The organism is Persicirhabdus sediminis (assembly GCF_016595495.1).
Taxonomy (GTDB): Bacteria; Verrucomicrobiota; Verrucomicrobiia; order Verrucomicrobiales; family Akkermansiaceae; genus Persicirhabdus; species Persicirhabdus sediminis.
Map to the genome: position 1 here is coordinate 1 of NZ_JAENIM010000038.1, position 2,370 is coordinate 2,370.

Genomic DNA, 2,370 nt, shown 5'->3' on the forward strand with positions numbered 1-2,370 from the left:
GATAGAGCGAGTAAAAAGTGGACCATGCCAATCCAAAACTGGGGACCAGTACTGGCTCACTTTTCCATTGAGTTAGGTAAGAGAATGCCAGACTTAAGCCGCATCAACTTCTGATGCCTCATCACATCGAATGGTGAACGCAGCTCCAGAGAAAATCAGCATAACTCCGCATTGGGCAAGCCAATGCTGCGGCCTGCGGCACTTATATGATTTTGCTCTGGAACTCCGTCCTCCATCGAGTAAGAATTTTTTATCACTGATTCAAAGAATCAATGATTAGAGTTAGACCAAAAACACAAAGTTTCAGTCAGTCCCGTTTTGTGAATATTGAGAAAGCTGCGTACGTTATGCCGATAGAGACAAGAACTTTGATTATGTAGAGTAGGGTTTTAGACATGGGTTATTTAGCAGAACGTCTAGCACACCAACCGCTGACGGGAGAGCTAGCTTTGCTACTGGTTTACAGGTTGTAATTATCATGAATCTTGGCAGAAAAGGGGCCGTCAGCGGTTGGACTGCTGCGACTTGTTCGCTGATTTTATTTATTCGATATTGATTATTCTGTTGGGTGAAACCTTGATTATCGAGCTGTTAATAACAGCCTCTATTCGTTACTACTTCTCAAAGACAGCTGATGATTGAGTTGTTGTAACTAGCCTCCAACCTTCCTTAGACATTTTATTAAGAAAGAACTCATACATTCCTATTTCTTCTGGATTTCCTGTTAAGATTGAACCCTTTTTTGCTTTCCCTTCACTGTCGTATATTGATTTGTATGTTTCAGGACTATTGGACTTTAACCATGTTTTCACCTCACCTTTATCGACCTCATAAACTTCAAGAAGGCTAACTACTCTGTAAGTTGGTTTTTTATCGTTAGTTCCTGCATTAGTGTCATTGCATGATATGCAAATCGCGGAAATCAAAGAAATCAGCGTTAGTAGTATTATTTTCATAGATGTTATAATTTTTAAGCGAACGTCTAGCACACCAACCGCTGACCGCTCAGCGCGCTACGTTTTTGGGTTTGGATTGAAATTGTCATGAAGGTCAGAAATTCGGCGGGGAAGCGGTTGGGTGCTGCGGCTTGTTCTGCAAAGTTAATTTGTTGGGATTAGTCAGTAGCTCTACTAGCAGCTTTATATCAGTTTGCTTTACGAAGCTTTAAAAGGGGCTCCATAAGCTCTTCAATAACTTCCTTAACTGCTGTATATAGTAGAATGAATACGATCATATAAATTGCGTCTATCGTCGTTTGGCTTTCAGTGGTTATAAACAGATCAAGCAGTTTTGTGAATATTGAGAAAGCTGCGTACGTTATGCCGATAGAGACAAGAACTTTGATTATGTAGAGTAGGGTTTTAGACATGGGTTATTTAGCAGAACGTCTAGCACACCAACCGCTGACCATTCAGCGCGCTAGGTTTTTGGGTTGGGATTGAAATGGTCATAAAGGTCAGTAATTCGGCGGGGAAGCGGTTGGGTGCTGCGACTTGTTCTCCGATTTGGTTAACTCTCCATGGTAATATCAATAACCTCATCTCCCTCAAAACATACGCAAATAAGGTAATTGGTAACTTCTCCAGGTAGAGTAAAGTCTAAATTATTAATGACTTCATCTTCTTCATCGATGCAATATGGGCTCAACACAAGAGAATCAAGTATTTGAGAAGCTTCCGGAACATCAACCTTGAAATGAGATTGCCAATATGAAGCCTCTAATTCCTCTAGGTGGTGTGCCACAAATAGAGTTGAGCCATATTCATCATCTTCTGTACCATATGCAGCCTTTATAGCTGAAAGTGCAATGGAGGAAAATTTGTCGATAGTGTCTTGGTGTATAGGCATAAATTTCGTGTGCTTATTTTTAGGAGAACGAACGTTTGAGTCCAGTCACGCCCTGCCGAGGGCGCGCGTCGATTTCAGGGTACACGTCCGAGCGTTCATGTCGACTCCGACTCGTAGCGGGCAGGGCGTTGATCTGCGACGACTTGTTCTCTCCGTTGGTTTCTTAGCGCCCATAGTTACCAATCGCGTCTCCGTATAAAGCCTCCATCACCTGCCGATCAGAGTGCGCAATTCCAGGAAGAGGTGTTGTGCCATCTGTAATCACAAACTGACCTCCAACCTCCTGCACAGAATACTTCTCGCCGAAATCCCAACCGTCACGGGCATTCGATGACTGAACTGCCTTGATGAAACGTGACGACATGGCCTGAACCGCAGTTCGCTGTTCAGGCGTCAATCGATTCCACGTATTCTGGTTCATATCCGTCCTATTCGTAACTAGCACCAGCTTGGAGAGCGTCTGCAATCAGCTCGCCTTTCGACTCGATTATCCGCGCCATATTTTTTGAGAGAACGTCTAGC

Annotated in this window: 3 protein-coding genes; all 3 read right to left on the reverse strand. The window is 43.3% G+C overall.

Features of this window, described 5'->3' with window-relative positions:
- Positions 1–614: 614 nt before the first annotated feature.
- A complete protein-coding gene (locus JIN82_RS07505) occupies positions 615–956 on the reverse strand; it encodes a DUF4177 domain-containing protein (RefSeq protein ID WP_200311018.1) in 342 nt (113 codons plus the stop codon).
- 553 nt (positions 957–1,509) lie between these two features.
- Positions 1,510–1,848, reverse strand: coding sequence for a DUF2004 domain-containing protein (locus tag JIN82_RS07510; protein WP_200311019.1), 339 nt, complete (start codon positions 1,846–1,848; stop codon positions 1,510–1,512).
- A 163-nt stretch (positions 1,849–2,011) separates the two neighbouring features.
- Entirely contained in the window at positions 2,012–2,269 is a 258-nt protein-coding gene (locus tag JIN82_RS07515; protein WP_200310076.1) for a hypothetical protein, read from the reverse strand.
- Positions 2,270–2,370: the final 101 nt, after the last annotated feature.

Excerpts from the sequence above, each read along its gene's own strand:
- JIN82_RS07505 (WP_200311018.1), bottom strand. The coding sequence starts at position 956 with ATGAAAATAATACTACTAACGCTGATTTCTTTGATTTCCGCGATTTGC.
- JIN82_RS07515 (WP_200310076.1), bottom strand. The coding sequence starts at position 2,269 with ATGAACCAGAATACGTGGAATCGATTGACGCCTGAACAGCGAACTGCG.
- JIN82_RS07510 (WP_200311019.1), bottom strand. The coding sequence starts at position 1,848 with ATGCCTATACACCAAGACACTATCGACAAATTTTCCTCCATTGCACTT.